The organism is Pseudomonas caspiana (genome assembly GCF_040224095.2).
Lineage (GTDB): Bacteria > Pseudomonadota > Gammaproteobacteria > Pseudomonadales > Pseudomonadaceae > Aquipseudomonas > Aquipseudomonas caspiana.
Genome location: NZ_CP167995.1, coordinates 566,189 through 583,069, shown reverse-complemented (window position 1 = coordinate 583,069; position 16,881 = coordinate 566,189). Strand labels below are relative to the sequence as shown.

Sequence of the window (16,881 nt, the reverse complement as noted above, 5' to 3'; positions counted from 1 at the left end):
GCAGCTCCTACAGAAATCGCGGTAACGTGCACTTATGAGCCTCTCTTTATGACCAACGCCGTCGCAACCCTCAGCCAATTCATCTGCCGCACCTCATTCGATGAGCTGCCCGAATCGCTGGTCGTCAAAGCCAAGCAGCATCTGCTCGACACGCTGGGCGCGGCGCTGGCCGGGTCGCAAGCACCACTGACCCAGAATGCGTTGCGAGCGATGAATGCCAGCGAGGCAGAAGGTGCGTCGGTGATCTGGGGCGCGGATTACGGCTTGTCGGCGCGCAACGCAGCGTTGATCAATGGCATCGCGGCGCATGCGCTGGAGCTGGATGATTCCGGTGGCTGCGATCACTCAGGCGCAGTCGTCGTTCCGGCCATGCTGGCAATACTGCCCTTGTGCGAGCCAATGCCCGACGGCCAGGAATTACTCACCGCCATGGTGCTCGGTTACGACGTGGCGCGCCGGGTACTGGAAGCCTGTGGCGGGTATTCCCCACACAACGAAGCAGGCTGGCATTCAACCGGGACCTGCGGCGTATTCGGCGCAGCGGCGGCCTGCGCTCGCTTGCTCAAACTGGACGAGCAACAGACCGGCTCGACGCTGGGTCTGGCGGCGAGCATGAGTGGCGGTTTGTGGGCGTTTATCCACGACGGTGCTGACAGCAAGAAACTCCATGCCGGACGCCCGGCCGAGGGCGGTGTGCTGGCGGCGTTGCTGGCGCGTGAAGGCATCACCGGGCCGACACAGGTATTCGACGACGTGTGGGGCGGATTCCTGCGCACACTCGCTCGCGACACGGCCCAACCTCAGGCGCTGACCGAAGATCTCGGCGTGGTCTGGAAGCTGGCTCGTTGTTCGATCAAACCGTATGCGGCATGCCGTGGCACTCACTCGGCCATCGATGCCATTGGCCAGTTGCTGAGCGAGATGCAGATCAACGCCGATCAAGTCGCCTCCATCCAGGTCAACGCCAGCGCCTTTCTTGTAGACATGTGCGCGGGGATCGACACGCAGACACTGGCCGCCGCACAAATGAGCTTGCCCTATGCGTTAGCGGTGCGCTGCATGCTGGGTAACGCGGGGCTGGATGCGTACGAAGAGAAAAAGCGCACATCACCCGCCGTGTCGGGTTTTATGCAGAAGATTCAGATGCAGGTCGATACGTCCCTCGCGCCGCTGGATGAACCGCATCTCACCCTCCTCAGCGACGATGGACGCAGCGCTACCCTGCAAATCAAAACTCCTTTGGGCGGCCCGCTGAACCCCATCGGCGATGGCGAACTGTGGGCGAAATACAGCTCGCTGGCCACCCGCGCCCTGCCCGCCATACAGGCCGAACACTTGGGCGAACTGTGTTTGAACCTGCAGCACATTAATGATCTGCAGGAGATGCTGGATTTGTTGCGCGCGCCTTGAGGCGAACCATGCTGCGCTTAACGATCTAGGGCTGGGATGCAACCATCTGTGGGAGCAGAGCTTGCTCGCGATAAGGTTGACGCGATCTAAAGTGAACCGCGTCCAACCTTATCGCGAGCAAGCTCTGCTCCCACATTGAATAGCATCAGTTTCATACCTTCTTGCGATACCCCTCAACAATCGCCGAGAAATCCTTGCCGCCTTCGCCGCGCAGGCTCATCGCTTGATAGAGCTGTTGCGCCACCGCGCCGAGGATCACCGGTTGATGGGCGACGCGCGCCGCTTCGGTCGCCAGGCCCAGATCCTTGAGCATCAACTCGGCACCAAAACCGCCGGTATAACCTCGCGAAGCAGGCGCGGTATCGACGATGCCTGGCCATGGGTTGTAGATCTCTGAACTCCAGCAGCGACCGGTCGAGGTGTTGATGATTTTCGCCAGCACTTCGGTGTCGATGCCCAACGTGTCTCCCAGCGCCATGGCTTCTGCGACGCCGATCATGGTGATCCCCAGCAGCATGTTGTTGCAGATTTTGGCGATCTGCCCGGTGCCGATGTCCCCGCAGTGGACGATGTTCTTGCCCATCTGCGCCAGCACCGGTTTAAGCGTTTCGAAATGCTTGTCGCTGGCACCCACCATGAACGTCAGAGTGCCCGCTTGCGCACCACCGGTGCCGCCCGAAACCGGCGCATCACCGAGGCTCACGCCTTGCTTCGCCGCGATGGCTGCAACGTCGCGAATGGTTTGCGGGTCGATGGTGCTGCAATCCACAGCCGGGACGCCGGAACCGATGCCTGCGAGCACGCCGTCATCCCCCAGGTAAACGCTGCGCACGTGAGCGGCGGCGGGCAGCATAGTGATCACCAGTTCAGCACCCTGAGCGGCATGTTTAGGCGATTCGCTGATGCGCCCGCCCAAAGCAGCCAGCTCATTGAGGATGGTGGTGTTGAGGTCGAACAGGTGCAGCTGATGCCCAGCCTTGAGCAGATTACGGGCCATCGGCGCGCCCATGTTACCCAAGCCGATGAAGGCGATTTTCATTGTTGTTCTCCTTGTGTTTCAAACTCACCGCAATCTATTGTGGGGGCCGAGCTTGCTTGCGATAAACGATAACGCGGTATGTCGTCTGGCCGCGTCTTATGCATCGCGGGCAAGCCCAGCTCCCACAGGGATTGAGTTGTGTCAGCAGCACCGCGATGCCCTGTCAGCACTATTTCAAACTTATGGTGGTATTCACCCCGTCGTTAACGCTGTCGTCATCAAACCAGCGACTGGTGACGGTCTTGGTCTGTGTGTAGAACTGCACCACCTGTTTGCCGTACGGGCCGAGGTCGCCGAGTTTAGAGCCGCGTGAACCGGTGAAGCTGAAGAATGGCACGGGCACTGGAATCGGGATGTTGATCCCCACTTGCCCAACGTCGATTTCACTCTGAAACTTGCGCGCCGCCGCACCGCTCTGGGTGAACAGGCCGGTGCCGTTGCCAAACGGATTGGCATTGACCAGCGCGATGGCTTGATCGAGGGTGTCGACTTCCAGCACCACCAATACAGGCCCGAAGATTTCCTGGGTGTAGATCTGCATGTCGGTGGTGACGCCGGAGAACAGCGTCGGCCCGACAAAGTTGCCATCTTCAAAACCCGGCACCTTGATGTCGCGGCCATCCAGTTCCAGCTTCGCGCCTTCGCGCACGCCGCTTTCGATCAGGTCCAGAATCCGCTGTTTGGCGCGCCTGGAAATCACTGGCCCGACATCGGTGCCCGCTTCGCTGCCGGCATTGACCTTGAGCTGCTGCGCCAGCGCTTTGAGGTCCGGCAGCCACTGCTTCGCGGCACCGACCAGTACGACCACTGAAGTGGCCATGCAACGTTGACCCGCAGCGCCGAAACCGGCACCGACCAAGGCATTCAGGGTTTGCTGACGATTAGCATCGGGCAGCACCACCGCATGGTTTTTGGCGCCCATCATCGACTGCACGCGCTTACCGTGTTGACCGGCCAGGTTGTAGACGTGAGTGCCGACGGCGGTAGAGCCAACAAAGGACACGGCTTTGATGTCCTTGTGGGTGCAAATGGCATCCACGACCTCTTTACCGCCATGCACCACGTTAAGCACGCCCGGCGGAACGCCCGCCTCAACGGCCAGTTCAACCAGCAACATGGTCGACATCGGGTCCTGCTCGGAAGGCTTGAGCACGAAGGTATTACCGCAGGCAATGGCCATCGGGAACATCCATAACGGGATCATTGCCGGGAAGTTGAACGGTGTGATGCCTGCGCAGACACCCAAGGGTTGGCGCAAGGTATAGGTATCAACACCACCCGCAACGTTCTCGGAGAACTCGCCCATTTGCAGGCTGCCAATGGAACAGGCGTGTTCCACCACTTCCAGACCGCGAAAGATATCGCCCTCGGCATCCGCGATGGTCTTGCCCTGTTCGGCGCTTAGCACTGCCGCAATGCGCGACGAGTGTTCACGAATCAACGCCTGCAACTTGAGCATGATGCGCATCCGTGCACCAATCGGCGTATGACGCCAGGTCTGAAACGCTTTCTGCGCGGCGGCCACGGCGGCATCGACTTCACCGGATGTGGCAAACGGCACCTGAGCCAGCACTTGCTGGGTCGCCGGGTTGATGATGTCGTGCCATTCGGCGCTTTGCGATTCAACCCATTCGCCATCGATCAGCAGTTTGACTCGATCCACGGTGTTGTCCTTTTTATTCGGGGAAGCGTTCATCGAAATCTCCTAATCAAACAATTATTCAGCTCTCAGTCAGGACGCCTTGATCCGGGGCGGATCACGCTTCATCAGCGCCGTGCAGACCAACGCCACAACGCCCATGCCCACCAGATAAACGATCACGTAATGCGGGCTGCCGTCGGCGTAAGCCAGTAGTTTGGTGGCGATCATCGGCGCGAACCCGCCGCCCAATACCCCCGCCAATTGCACCGACACCGAGATGCCGCTGTAGCGGATTTCTGCCGGGAACTGTCGGGCAAACAGCAGTGATTCCGGCGCATACAGAATGGGGAACACCACGCCCACCGCCAACACCATCGCCCACCAGACCAACAGCGGTTCGCGGGTGCCGAGCATGGCGAAGAACGGGTAGGCGAACGCGCACAGCAGTAGCAAGCCGGCGAAGTACAAACGACGCTGGCCGACCTTGTCCGAGAGGTAGCCGCAGAACGGCATGGTGATCAGTGACAGCGCTGCACCCGCAGTAATCGCGTTGAGGACGTCGGCACGGGGGATCTGCAGTTGATTGGCCGCGTAGGCCAGGGCGAAGGTCACCGACATGTAGAACCAGGCGTTCTCGGCAGTGCGCGCGCCAATGATCGTCAGGGTTTCCCGTGGGTGTTCACGCAGCACCTTGAGCAACGGCACCTTGACTGCGATTTTGTCTTTCTTGAGCTTTTCGAAATCCGGCGATTCCGGCACTTTCAGGCGAATCAGCCAGCCCACGCCGAGCAGCACGATGCTGGCAATGAACGGCAGGCGCCAGCCCCAACTGAGCATGTCTTCTTCGGGCAGTTTGGCGACCATTCCCATGGCCAGTGTTGCCAGCACAAGGCCTGCGCCCACACCGGTTTGCGGCAGGCTGCCGTAAAAGCCTTTTTTGCCTTCGGGTGCATGTTCGACGGCCATCAAGACGGCACCGCCCCACTCGCCACCTACGGCCATGCCTTGCAGAAAACGCATGACTACCAGAATCAGCGCCGCCCAATAGCCGATCTGTTCATAGGTGGGGATCAGGCCAATGATGATGGTCGGAATCCCCATCATCATCAGGGTCATCAGCAGCATGGACTTGCGCCCGATGCGGTCGCCGAAATGCCCAAAAATGATCCCGCCCAGCGGCCGCCCGAGAAAGCCCACAGCGTAGGTGGCAAATGCCGCCAGAACGCCGGTGATCGGGTCCAGTGCAGGGAAAAAGATTTTGTTGAAGATCAGCGCGGCAGCCGTGCCGTACAGGAAAAAGTCGTACCACTCAATGGTCGTGCCCGCCATGCTCGCGGCACCGGCAAGACGATAGGATTTGGCTTTTTTCGCGGGCCGGGCATCGAGTGCGCCAGCGTCCGCCGTGAGTGCATCCTTCATAAACTCCTCCGCTTATTTATTGTTGTGCAGGGTGTTATGTCGTGGGGTGTTGCCTGGGATTTTGTAGCTACGGTTCAGGGCAATTTGATCCTGCTGTTGACCCCTTTAAACAAATACAAACCTCCGGTTTAAACCTGTTCCCGTAGGAGCTGACGAGCACCGCGAGGCAGCGATGGCGTCCTGCCTGATACACCGCTATCGCGGCCTCGCGATGCTCGTGCGCTCCTACAGGTTCAATGTTTGCTACAAGACGCAGTGGCGTCAGCAGCAACGGAAATCTGAGGCGCTGCCAACAGGCTCTGTGTTTACCGGCTGCATCGGAGTATAGATGTGCAAACTTCTAACAAGAACGCACATAAAAGCAGGATCAACATGCAAAAAAACATCACCTCCCGGAGCGCTCTGAACTGGGATGACCTGAAGTTTTTCCTTGAGGTGGCCCGTACCCGCAAGGTCAGCAGCGCCGCCAAACGACTCGCAGTGGATTACACCACCGTGTCGCGGCGCATTACGTCGCTGGAAAATTCGCTAGGCACGCTGCTGTTCGAGAAATCGCGTGGCAACGGTTTCATCCTGACCGCCGAAGGCCAGCGATTGCTGGGTTATGCGGAGTCCATTGAAAGCACGCTGCATCTGGCTTGCGAGCAGGTTTCGGGATCAGGCCTGGCGTTATCCGGGCATATCCGCATCGGCTGTACCGAAGGCTTCGGCAGTTTTTTTATCACGCCGCAGCTCAGCCACTTCCTGGATGACTACCCCGATATCTCGGTGGATATCCTGCCGCTGCCGCACTTCATCAGCCTGTCCAAACGCGAAGCCGATATCGTCATTGCCCTGGAGCGACCGGAGCACGGGCCTTATGTGTGCTGCAAATTGTGCGACTACAACCTGCGGCTGTACGCGACTCAGGAATACCTGGACAACCACGCACCGCTCAACAGCTCCGCTGACCTGGCCGAACATAAATTCATCAGTTACGTAGACGACCTGGCCTTCAGCTCGGAGCTGCTTTACCTCAGCAACTTGCTGCCCGGCGCGCAAGCACAACTGCGCAGCACCAGCGTCATCGCCCAGTACCTCGCTGCGCTGCAAGGCCGTGCGGTGGCGATTTTGCCGTGCTTTCTTGCCGCTCAGGATTCACGGTTGATACCGGTGTTGGCAGATGAAGTGAACATCACAAGGCATTTCTGGATGTACTGCCGCGAGGACCTGCGCAAGCTCAAGCGGATTACGGTGTTGTGGGATTACATTCGGGAGGTGACGGAGTTGAATCAGGGGTTGCTGCTGGGTAGTTCGCGGGAGGTGAAGTTTGCGGGATAGCAATACTCCCCCCGTAGGAGCTACCGAAGGCTGCGAAGCATTTTGCCTGACACGCCGCCAGCTCCTACAGAGGCCTTCAAATCAGGCCGCAGAAACCTGCTCGTGCTCGAACCAGCCCCCAATCTCTTCCAGTGGAATCGGCCGTGAGAACAGATAGCCCTGCGCGGACATGCAGCCCAGGCTTTTCAGCGCGGACAGCTCTGCCTCGGTTTCTACCCCTTCGACGATGCATTCGAGCTGCATGTCCTGGCACAGGGCGATCAGCGATTTGACGATTTTGAAGCTTGCCGGGTTGAGGTGGATGTCGGTGACGAAGGTACGGTCGACCTTGAGTTTAGTCAGCGACAGCGCGTGAATCTGGCTCAGGCTCGAGTACCCGGTGCCGAAGTCGTCCAGGGAAATACCACAGCCCAGGCTGCGGAAAAGAGCGATGGCCCGTTGAGTCTGGGCCAGGTCCTGAATAACGGCCGTCTCGGTGATTTCCAGATCCAGATACGAAGGGGCGAACCCGCTGTCCTTTATGACCTGAACGATCACTTGCGCAGCCTCTTCTGAACCACAGTCATGGGCGGAGAGATTGAATGACAAGCGAGTACCGGCAGGCCAGGACGCGGCGGCGTGCAACGCCTTGCTCAGCAGCGGCACTGTCAGACGGTTAACCATACCGATGCGTTCGGCGATGGGGATGAACTCACTGGGCGGCACATTCCCCAATTCAGGGCTCTGCCAACGCGCCAGGGCCTCGAACGCTATGGTTCGCTGGCTGTGAATGTCGACGATAGGCTGGAAGACCACGTGAAACTCTTCATGCAGGTTCGCCCTGCGCAGCGCTTGCTCAGTCAGCCCTTGTCGGCTGAGTTGCTGACGATGCTCGGCGGAGAACATGCAGACTGTACCCGGCCGGTTGCGCTTGCTTTGATACAGCGCGTAATCGGCGTACTCGTACACTTCAGTTTCGCTGGCTGCCAGATCCGGAAAAGTCGCGATGCCCATCGATGCGCTGATCTGGATCGGAATATCCACCAGTGTGAAAGGCTCACGCATTTGCGCGCAGACCCGTTCACCAAAGGCCCGCAACTGCTCGTCGCTTTTGGCGTCTGTCATGATCAATGCGAATTCATCCCCGCCCAGTCGGGCCAGGTGCACGCCATCATCGAGCAACCCAGTCAAACGCTGACCCACCTGATACAGCAGTTTGTCGCCAATACTGTGCCCGTAAAGGTCATTGACCGGTTTAAAGCCATCGAGGTCGATTAAACCTACCGCCAGACGCACATCCTGAGCCCGCGCGTTTGCCAGCAAAGCTTCCAGTTGAGAAAAAAACTGTCGACGGTTGGCTAGGCCGGTCAGGCTGTCCATGTTGGCAAGACGGCGGTTCTCGTTACTCAGCCTTTCGGTACTGGCCTGCATGTTCACCAAACGCGTGAAGTCCCCGTACTGGGCCTTGAGAATCGTGAGCATCGCAATGGAGACCAGCAGGACGTCGATTGCGGTGGCAATAAACGTGATGTTGTTGGTCGAAGCGAAAAACACCACGAATGCAGTGTTCACCACAACCGTGGTCGCCAGCGCCGCCGGAAGCAAATGCATCATGCAAAAGATGCAGCCGATCACCGTAATCGCCATATAAAACGCAACATGGGCCTGCCCATAACTGTCGCCATAAGGAAACAGCGCCAGCGACCAGGCGGTAAAGCCTGCGGCCACAAATGGAGCCAGGCGATTAGTGCGTTTCAGAGCGGCAAGCATCTGTGCCGGGCTGGGTATGCGATTGCGCGTACGCCACCATTCTGCCGCACGGATAACGCCGAACAGAGTCATGATCAGCGGGCAGTAGACCGCCAGCCAGGGCGGTGCCGCGGAATAGTGAGTACCCGCCAGCACCAGCGTATTGATCAGCAGGATGAAGTACATCATCGGCAGTTGCCGAGACAACGCGATGTATTGGGCTTTGACCAAGCCGGGGTTGTCGTGAGGCACGGACATGAGCGCTCGCAAATTGGCGAGCAACGTTTTTTTCATCAGGCGTGGCTCTGAAAGTTCATCCAGTTATAAGCCGACCAGATATCCGTTCCAGTTGGGGCCAAGTGCATCAATGGACAGTGCGCTTACTCATTCGTGTCGGCCGGTGCGCAGGATTATGAACACCTTCCGATGAATGGTGGCTATTTGATTGTAGATCATGATTTCAAGTTGCGTCGGTGACTGCCAGCAATGCCTCGAACTCATCCACAGGCACCGGTCGGCTGATCAAGTACCCTTGGCCAGTGTCACAACCGGCGTTGCGCAGGAACGCCAGTTGCTCCTGCGTTTCGATACCCTCGGCGGTGACGGTAAAGCCCAGGGCGTGCCCCAACTCGATGACGGCTTGGGTAATGGCGACGTAAGCCTTGTCATGCGGCAGGCCGGAAATGAACGTGCGATCAATCTTCAGATTGTCGATGGGCAAGTCTTTCAGATAGGCCAGCGACGAGTAGCCGGTGCCGAAATCATCGACAGCAACGGTCAAACCCATGCTGCGTAATTGGCTCAGCACCGTATGCGCCAACTCCTTTCGATTCATGACCAGGCTTTCGGTGACTTCAATTTCCAATGCCTGAGCGGGCAGCTCATAGCGCTGCAACGCCAGCCGGACATCTTCGACAAAATCGCCGCGTTCTATTTGCAGCACTGCCACGTTGATGGCTACGTGCTGGGTGAACAATCCACTGTCCCGCCAACGCCGGACCTGGCTGCATACATGGTCCAGAAGCCAATGGCCGATCGACACGATCAAGCCGGTGCGCTCTGCCAGAGGGATGAAGTCCGCCGGCGATACCAACCCCAGTGTAGGGCTACGCCAACGAATCAAGGCTTCTGCGCCAGCGACCTTGCCGGTGTTCAAATCGAGCTTGGACTGGTACCAGACCTCGAATTCATTACGCTCAAGTGCCTGCCTTATGGCAGCTTCCAGAGCGACTCGAGCCTGAATCTGCGTGGTCATATGCGACTGATAAAAACAGAAGTCATTTCGACCGGCTTCTTTGGCTGCGTACATCGCCGTATCCGCCTGGGTCAGCAATGCCTGGGCCGTCGCACCGTTTTGTGGGTACAGCGTGACACCGATACTGGCGGTCACTAACGCGGCAGTGCCATCGAGGAAAAACGGCTGCTGCAGCGCCGCCAGGATTTTCCCCACCACCGGAACGACGTCCGCCTCGCATTCAAGCCCATCGAGGATGAAGCCGAATTCATCTCCCCCCAACCGAGCGACAACATCCCCCTGCCGTACTGCGTCGACAAAGCGATGGGTCGCGTGCTGCAACAACAGATCCCCCATGGGGTGGCCGAGGCTGTCATTGACCAGCTTGAAACCATCCAGGTCCAGCATGAGCACGGCCATGCAGTTGTTCTGATGTCTGGCCTGGTCAATACCCTCAATCAACTGCTTGTGGAACAGCACCCGATTGGGCAGCCCGGTCACCGAGTCGAAATGGGCGAGGTATTCAAGCCCTCGTTCAGCCTCTTTGCGGGCAGTGATATCGCGCACGACCGCGTAGGTCACCAGCTCATGCGCCAGTTGTATGGTGCATAACGTCACCTCGGTCGGGAACACACTGCCATCCACACGCTTGTGATCCCACTCGAAACGCAATGACCCCTCACGCTCGACTTCGATTCGCAGGGCAGCGGCCTTGTCTACCGAAGACTGCCCGTCAGGCTGGAATTCAGGGGATATATCCGCCACCGTGACACTCGGGAATTCCGGCCCCTTGAATCCCAAGGCTCGAAGCCCCGCAGAGTTACCCAGATTGATTCGTCCGTCCTGGCCCCTGATCCAGATCGGATCAGGAGAACGCTCGAACAATGTGCGAAAGCGATCCTCGCTTTGCATCAGCGAAGACGAAATGAACTCTCGCTCGGCAATCTCCTTGCGCAAATCAGCATTGCGCCGACGAATCAGCCGATGGTTCAGGCTTGCCTGAAAAATGAAGAGACTCAACAGCAGCGACGTGGATATCGCGAGAAGAAAAAGCGAGGAGTCGATGACTGAAGGCGTTGACCAGCCACGCCTCGGTTGCGCTGCCAGTTGCCAGTAGCCACCGGGAATACTCACGTCGACCACAACCGGGGCACCGTCGAATAACGCTGAGTCGCCGTAGATCATTGCGCCCTCGGCGCCCAGCCCATCCTGACCACGCAGCGCGACTGTCAGCCCCTCCTCCTCTTCAAGCCCCCCGGCCTTCAGCAACGCCTCGGTACCGGCGACCACCGAAACAAGGCCCCAGTAGGCGTCGCGCTCGGAATGGGCTGACAGGAAAACCGGACGGCGATAAATCACTTCCCGGCCGCCCTGATACAAGGCCACCGGCCCGGCCAGCAACGCCGTGGCTGAACGGCGGGCCTTTTCGATCAGTGGGAACTGGTTCGGCCGGGTTCGATAGTCCAGGCCGATGATGCCCTCGTTACCCGCCAGAGGGTACGTATCCACAATGACGTCATCAGGGGCGATGACAATGTGGCGAATGTAGGGAACGGCCTCGATTGCGCTTTGGGCCATGCGCCTGAAATGCTGCGGTGAAATACTGCCATCGATGCTGATGAGCTGCGCGATGCCTTCAGTACCACTGAAAGCAAAGCGCACACGCTCCGCCAATCGGGTGCCCAGGCTGCTGAGTTGCAGCGCGACAGCGGCCCGCTCAGTGTCTCGTTGACGCGCGTTATCCAGTGCTCCCAGCCCAAAGGAAAGCAATGCGCCAATGACCAGCACTCCAACAGGCAATATGAAGGTGCTGTATGAGCCCTTGAAACGACTCACTTTTATTTGGGCGTCATGCACATGCTGCCCCTCGTTTTGCGGCGATAAAGAGGATCCGGATATGAAGCAAGAACCGCAAAAAATGATTCAGATCTCATAATGGCTGCGCAACCACCTTGGCAGTGACCACTGTCTCGGGAAAAGTATCGAAACTGCCCCCCTCATGAATCGACCCGAACGGGAGATCCTTGAGGAGCATTTTCAACTATCAATTTCGCCAATGATGGGTAGCAATCGCATTGAGTTCTCATTAAATCCCAGCGGCGTAGCATTGCCTCCATACCGAGTTAACAACTAACCGATCTGGAGCAACAATCATGAAAACTTCACAACTGATCTTCGGCCTTACCTTCTCCGTTCTGGCTTCAAGTGTTTTCGCTTCCCCACAGTTGCCAAGCCTTCCAGGCAATGACAACACCAACCTGATCGACCCAACTCCGGCCACTATTGTCGTAGCTGAAGGTGGCACTGCTCATACCAACGTCGGTGCAAGCCGCCTGGCTGCTGATGGTGCTGATCGCGTCGGTGCAAACCGTGTAGCTGCTGATGGCGCTGATCACGTGGGTGCAAACCGTGTAGCTGCTGATGGTGCGGACCACGTCGGTGCAAACCGTGTAGCTGCTGATGGTGCTGATCACGTGGGTGCAAATCGTCTGAGCTGATTACACTCTGCTCTTCAAACAGCCCGGCTATTGCCGGGCTTAATTTTGCCTGTCATAAAGCCTTTCCGTTTATCGGGATATATAACCTGCATAATCAAGATGAGCGTCCTGTAAATAATTGGATCCAATCATTGGTATAACAATTATCTACACAAATATGATGTCCGACCTCCACTTATACTTTCCCCGATTAAAACAGCTGATCAAACAACTGCTTGAAACTGTGCGCTACTTTTTGACCATCGGCCATTCAGCTTCGCAAACCATTGCCGATAGGGTGTTGTACAGATGCCTCGCCGCCAAAAAAAACAACGCTCCGGCTGTGAATGATCTTCAAAGCAAAACATTCGTGGAGAAACACAATGAACAGCTGGTTTGCCAATATCAGCGTCAACATGAAGCTCGCCCTCGGTTTTGGGCTGGTGCTTATTTTTACTGCCTTTCTCGCTCTGACTGGCTGGAACAGCCTGAGTAAACTCATTGACCGCAGCAACTGGATGAGCGACATCACCGAGCTCAATGCCCAGTTGACCAAGCTGCGGGTGGCGCGCCTGCAATACATGGTGGCCGACGGTGACGACACCGTGGCTCAGACCGTTCAGGTCGCGCTGGACGGTTTTAAAGCGCAGCAGGAAAAACTGCTGAAAAGCTTCAAGAGCCCTGCAAACATAGAGCTCTTAAAACAATTGAGCACTGTTATTGCCGAATACGAAAAAGGCCTCGCCGAAATGCGCGCTGGTTACAAAGCCACTAACAGCGCACGCGAGGCAATGGGCGTCCACGCCGATAAAGGCAACGCGCTGGTCGATCAGCTTTACGCCGATGTGTTGACCCTGGGCGCAGAAGATGAGCGCCGCTTCGAACAGTATCAAGCCATCAGCAAGGTCAAACAGGACCTGATGCTCGCGCGCTACGAGACGCGTGGCTACACCGGCAATACCACACCTGAAAATGAGCAAAAGGCGCTGAGCCAGATCGAAAATGCGATCAAAGGCCTGCAAGCCACTCAGTCGACTTTCAGTGGCGCACAAGCTGACCGTCTCAAACAACTGGAAGCCGAACTGAGTGAGTACCGCACCTCGCTGCTGGGGTTCAAGACCACCATCGGTAACCTGGCTGTATTGCGCAAAAACATGACGACCCAGGGCGCGACCATCGTCAAGCTCAGCGATGACATGTACAAAATCCAATTGGAACGTCGTGACATCGAAAGCTCCGAAGCACGCAACATGCAGTTGATTTGCACCTTCCTGGCTCTGATTCTGGGCGTGTTCGCGGCAGTGATCATCACTCGCCAGATTACTCGTCCCCTGAAAGAAACCCTGGAAGTTGTAGAGCGCATTGGCTCCGGCGACCTGTCGCACACGATGGTCGTGACGCGTCGCGACGAACTGGGCGAGCTGCAACAAGGCATTCAGCGCATGGGTACAACGCTGCGCGACCTGATCGGCAATATTCGTGACAGCGTTGTGCAGATTGCCAGCGCCGCCGAAGAACTGTCTGCCGTCACCGAGCAAACCAGCGCAGGCGTGAACAGTCAGAAGGTCGAGACTGATCAGGTGGCTACCGCCATGCACGAGATGTCGGCCACGGTGCAGGAAGTTGCGCGTAACGCTGAACAGGCTTCGCAAGCAGCCTCCGCAGCAGATAAAGAAGCCCGTGACGGTGACAAAGTCGTCGGTGAGGCCATTGTGCAGATCGAGCGCCTGGCCGCTGAAGTCGTCCGCTCCACAGACGCGATGACCCAGCTTGAGCAGGAAAGCGACAAGATCGGCAAGGTCATGGATGTGATCAAGGCTGTTGCCGAGCAAACCAACCTGCTGGCGCTCAACGCTGCGATCGAAGCGGCACGTGCCGGTGAAGCCGGTCGTGGTTTTGCGGTAGTGGCTGATGAAGTACGCGGCCTTGCGCAGCGTACACAAAAATCTACCGAAGAAATCGAATCGCTGGTCGCCGGCTTGCAGAACGGTACGCGTCAGGTTTCGAGCATCATGCTGAGCAGTCGCGAATTGACTGAAAGCAGCGTGACCCTGACCCGCAAAGCCGGTACATCACTGGAAAGCATCACGCTGACGGTTTCCAACATTCAGGCGATGAACCAGCAAATCGCTGCGGCAGCGGAAGAACAGAGTGCAGTCGCTGAAGAAATCAGCCGCAGCATCATCAACGTGCGCGATGTTTCCGAGCAGACCGCTTCTGCCAGCGAAGAAACCGCTGCGTCCAGCGTTGAACTCGCCCGCCTGGGCAATCAGCTGCAAATGCTGGTCAGCCACTTCAAGGTCTGACCGTCCAGGCCAGCGCCTCGCAATACACCTCAAGCCCGGCTAACTACCGGGCTTGAGCGTTTCTGAAGCACATTTTTACAAGACCCTCCTCCGCCCACCGATAAAATGACGCCAAAAAAATGGTGGCCAACAGCCATATTTATTTGGTATTCATACATTCATATATATCAATTTGTTTCAGGCTATCGCCCTATTCAGCGATCAGCGTTGTCCGCTCATCGCGGTCGCTACCTTCCTAGCTCCAGCTCTGGCAAGAATTCCAAGGAGAGTCATGAATACATGGTTTGCAAATATCAGCGTCAAAATGAAACTGGCGCTGGGCTTCGGCATCGTGCTGATTCTGACTGCCGTGCTTGCCGCGACTGGCTGGAGCAGCGTCAGCAAGCTCATCGAGCGCAGCGACAGGATGGTCGACATCACGCAACTCAATGCACTGCTGGACGACGTGAACTCCGCTCGCTTGCAATATGTAGTGGATAAGGGCGACGAGAAAAGCGCGGCCGTGGCACAAACCGCACTGGATGAGTTCGACGCGCAACAAAAGCGTCTCGCAACAGTGTTTGCCAGCGCAACCAACCTGGGCAGCCTGCAGAAGATCAACAGCTTGACCGCTGATTATCAGAAGTCGCTGAGCAAGATGCGCGAGGCTTACAAAACCGACGCTGCCGTACGTAAAGAGATGGGTGTGTATGCCGTCAAGGGTGCGGAGCTGATTGGACAGATTCTGGATGACGTGATGCAGATGCCTTCCGGCGATGAGCGCTTCGCGGCCTATCAGGACATCATGAAGGCCAAGGAAAACCTGGCGCTGGTGCGCTATGAAGTCCGCGGTTATACCGGTAACGCAACGACGACCACCAAGGACAACGCTTTCCGTCAGCTCGAGACGGCACTCCAAGGCATGGAGCAGCTCAACGCTACATTCGGCACTAAACATGGCGACAAGCTCAAGCAGCTCGAAACTTCGTTGATCGGCTACCGCGCCGCTGTGCAGCGCTTTACTGCAGCCAACGCGGATATCACCGAAGCCACGAAAGAAACCCTTGAGCAAGGGCGCGCGATCACTCAGGCCAGTGACGCAATGTACGATTTCCAGCTCAATGCTCGCGAACAGAACACCAGTCAGGCGCGCACGCTGCAAATCACCTGCACACTATTGGCGCTGGTATTGGGCACACTTGCGGCAGCAGTCATCACTCAACAGATTAACCGTCCGCTGCGAGACACCCTTAACGTGGTCGAGCGCATTGCTTCCGGTGATCTCACACACAGCGCCGTCGTAACCCGTCGCGATGAATTGGGCGAATTGCAGCAAGGTATTCAACGCATGGGCAGCACGCTGCGCGACTTGATCGGCGGTATTCGTGATGGCGTCACACAGATCGCCAGCGCTGCCGAAGAACTTTCCGCAGTGACCGAACAGACCAGCGCTGGGGTTAACAGCCAGAAGGTCGAGACCGATCAGGTTGCCACCGCCATGAACGAAATGTCGGCCACGGTTCAGGAAGTTGCCCGCAACGCAGAGCAAGCTTCTCAGGCTGCCTCGGCAGCCGACAGCGAAGCCCGCGCGGGTGACAAAGTTGTTGGTGAAGCCATTGCACAAATCGAACGCCTGGCCACTGAAGTGGTGCGTTCCGCCGACGCGATGACTCAACTGGAACAGGAAAGCGACAAGATCGGCAAGGTCATGGACGTGATCAAGGCCGTTGCCGAACAAACCAACCTGCTGGCCCTCAACGCCGCCATTGAAGCCGCGCGAGCAGGTGAAGCCGGTCGTGGATTTGCCGTCGTGGCCGACGAAGTTCGTGGCTTGGCGCAACGGACCCAGCAATCCACCGAAGAAATCGAAAACCTGGTCAGCGGACTGCAAAACGGCACCCGCCAAGTGTCCAGCATCATGCTCAGCAGCCGCGAACTGACCGACAGCAGCGTCGCCCTGACCCGCAAAGCCGGTACTTCGCTGGGCAGCATTACCCAGACGGTTTCCAGCATTCAGGCCATGAACCAGCAGATCGCTGCGGCTGCCGAGCAGCAAAGCTCAGTCGCCGAAGAGATCAGCCGCAGCATCATCAGCGTACGTGACATCTCCGAGCAGACCGCTTCGGCCAGTGAGGAAACCGCAGCGTCCAGCGTTGAGTTGGCGCGGTTGGGTAATCAGTTACAGACGATGGTGAGTCATTTCAGGATTTAACCCAGTCAGTGGCACCGTATGTATCCGGGAAGGCCGGTACAGCCGACACAGTTTTGTCGGTTGTACCGTCTTCAATCCGGTCCCGCAGAAGTCCCGCTCGCGGTGTTATGCATTG

The 16,881-nt window shown here is 57.5% G+C and carries 10 protein-coding genes and 1 pseudogene; 6 read left to right on the top strand and 5 right to left on the bottom strand.

Going from position 1 to position 16,881, the window contains the following annotated elements; all coding sequences use genetic code 11:
• The first annotated feature begins 48 nt into the window (after window positions 1-48).
• Window positions 49-1,410: an MmgE/PrpD family protein gene (locus tag ABRP31_RS02670; RefSeq protein ID WP_349971438.1), complete on the top strand. Its 1,362-nt coding sequence runs from the start codon at window positions 49-51 to the stop codon at window positions 1,408-1,410.
• 151 nt (window positions 1,411-1,561) lie between these two features.
• Here the strand turns inward: ABRP31_RS02670 and mmsB are convergent, their stop codons facing one another.
• From mmsB to ABRP31_RS02655, 3 genes are all read right to left on the bottom strand, one after another.
• Window positions 1,562-2,449 (bottom strand): 3-hydroxyisobutyrate dehydrogenase, encoded by an 888-nt coding sequence (mmsB, locus tag ABRP31_RS02665; RefSeq protein ID WP_349972442.1) that lies wholly within the window; start codon window positions 2,447-2,449, stop codon window positions 1,562-1,564.
• A gap of 169 nt (window positions 2,450-2,618) precedes the next feature.
• Window positions 2,619-4,145, bottom strand: coding sequence for a CoA-acylating methylmalonate-semialdehyde dehydrogenase (locus ABRP31_RS02660; RefSeq protein WP_349972441.1), 1,527 nt, complete (start codon window positions 4,143-4,145; stop codon window positions 2,619-2,621).
• Window positions 4,146-4,181: 36 nt separating this feature from the next.
• A complete protein-coding gene (locus tag ABRP31_RS02655) occupies window positions 4,182-5,510 on the bottom strand; it encodes an MFS transporter (RefSeq protein ID WP_349972440.1) in 1,329 nt (442 codons plus the stop codon).
• A 372-nt stretch (window positions 5,511-5,882) separates the two neighbouring features.
• Here ABRP31_RS02655 and ABRP31_RS02650 point away from each other — a divergent pair, with 372 nt between their 5' ends.
• Window positions 5,883-6,830: a LysR family transcriptional regulator gene (locus ABRP31_RS02650; protein WP_349972439.1), complete on the top strand. Its 948-nt coding sequence runs from the start codon at window positions 5,883-5,885 to the stop codon at window positions 6,828-6,830.
• Window positions 6,831-6,911: 81 nt separating this feature from the next.
• Here ABRP31_RS02650 and ABRP31_RS02645 read toward each other — a convergent pair whose 3' ends face one another.
• Together ABRP31_RS02645 and ABRP31_RS02640 are read right to left on the bottom strand one after the other, a co-directional pair.
• A complete protein-coding gene (locus tag ABRP31_RS02645) occupies window positions 6,912-8,852 on the bottom strand; it encodes an EAL domain-containing protein (protein WP_349972437.1) in 1,941 nt (646 codons plus the stop codon).
• A gap of 166 nt (window positions 8,853-9,018) precedes the next feature.
• The gene (locus tag ABRP31_RS02640) at window positions 9,019-11,649 is read right to left on the bottom strand and encodes an EAL domain-containing protein (RefSeq protein ID WP_349972435.1); all 2,631 of its coding nucleotides are present in this window, start codon (window positions 11,647-11,649) and stop codon (window positions 9,019-9,021) included.
• 296 nt (window positions 11,650-11,945) lie between these two features.
• On the opposite strand from ABRP31_RS02640, the gene ABRP31_RS02635 reads away from it, so the two are divergent.
• The 4 genes and pseudogenes from ABRP31_RS02635 (at window position 11,946) to ABRP31_RS02620 (ending at window position 16,766) form a co-directional block, all read left to right on the top strand.
• On the top strand, window positions 11,946-12,290 hold the full coding sequence (locus tag ABRP31_RS02635; RefSeq protein WP_349972433.1) for a hypothetical protein: 345 nt from the start codon (window positions 11,946-11,948) through the stop codon (window positions 12,288-12,290).
• 395 nt (window positions 12,291-12,685) lie between these two features.
• Window positions 12,686-14,575: a methyl-accepting chemotaxis protein gene (locus tag ABRP31_RS02630; protein ID WP_372489416.1), complete on the top strand. Its 1,890-nt coding sequence runs from the start codon at window positions 12,686-12,688 to the stop codon at window positions 14,573-14,575.
• Between the two features lie 271 nt (window positions 14,576-14,846).
• Window positions 14,847-15,911 (top strand): annotated as a pseudogene (locus tag ABRP31_RS02625) (methyl-accepting chemotaxis protein); the annotation flags it as partial.
• Window positions 15,903-16,766, top strand: a complete 864-nt coding sequence (locus ABRP31_RS02620) for a methyl-accepting chemotaxis protein (protein WP_372489415.1) — start codon at window positions 15,903-15,905, stop codon at window positions 16,764-16,766. The pseudogene ABRP31_RS02625 and the gene ABRP31_RS02620, both read left to right, overlap by 9 nt.
• Window positions 16,767-16,881: the final 115 nt, after the last annotated feature.